Origin of the sequence: Devosia riboflavina (genome assembly GCF_000743575.1) — a bacterium.
In the GTDB taxonomy this organism is placed as follows: domain Bacteria; phylum Pseudomonadota; class Alphaproteobacteria; order Rhizobiales; family Devosiaceae; genus Devosia; species Devosia riboflavina.
In genome coordinates this window covers 1-701 of sequence record NZ_JQGC01000091.1, presented here as the reverse complement: position 1 = coordinate 701, position 701 = coordinate 1, and the positions used below count along the sequence as shown (strand labels likewise).

Sequence of the window (701 nt, the reverse complement as noted above, 5' to 3'; positions counted from 1 at the left end):
GTCGTAATAGAGCCCGCCCTGGAGTTCGAGCCACTGGCTGGTGGCCAGATCCCAGTAGACGCCGGCCTTGACGCGCCAGTAATCCATCCACGGCAGCGGCACGGGTGCGCCGACCACCGCACCCACCTCATGCTGGTCGGCATCGACGCCGAGGGCAGGGTTGGCGCGCAGATACGCGTATTCGATATCGGCCGTGTAGCCGTAGTTCGAGAAGCCGAGCGCGGCAGCGGTACGGGTGACCTGGCCGGCCTGCGGATCGAACTGCACCTTGGCGCCGGCGCGATAGATGTTCCAGAGCGAACCGCGCACGCCGGCAACGAGGTAGGAGGCGTCAGTGCCGAGACCGGAACTGGCCGGGTTGCCGACCTGCGCCGGATCGGCCGACGCGAAGGCGTTGTCGCCTGCAAGGTGGAACGACTGGCCGCCGATGAGTTCGATCCAGCTATTGTCGCCGAAATCGGCCTGGTAGCGGGCGCCGATATTGGCGCGCAGGCCGGTCTCCTGGCGATCGTAACCCGAGAAACGGTTGAAGCTGAAGAGGTTGCCGTCATCGAAGACGAAGCTCTGGGCATCGTCATTGGTGATGCCGGCCAGCGTCGTGTTGGTGCCGCGATAGACGAGCTGCACGATGGGTTCGATGATGTGCGTGGACGAGCCGGCAGTGGCCAGCAGCGGCCAGCGGATATCGAGCGCAGCGATCG

1 protein-coding gene is annotated in these 701 nt (G+C 65.5%); it reads right to left on the bottom strand.

The annotated features are described in order from the left end of the window. The coding region (gene lptD, locus JP75_RS24835) for an LPS assembly protein LptD (RefSeq protein ID WP_035088006.1) at window positions 1-701 on the bottom strand (701 nt) is incomplete at both ends.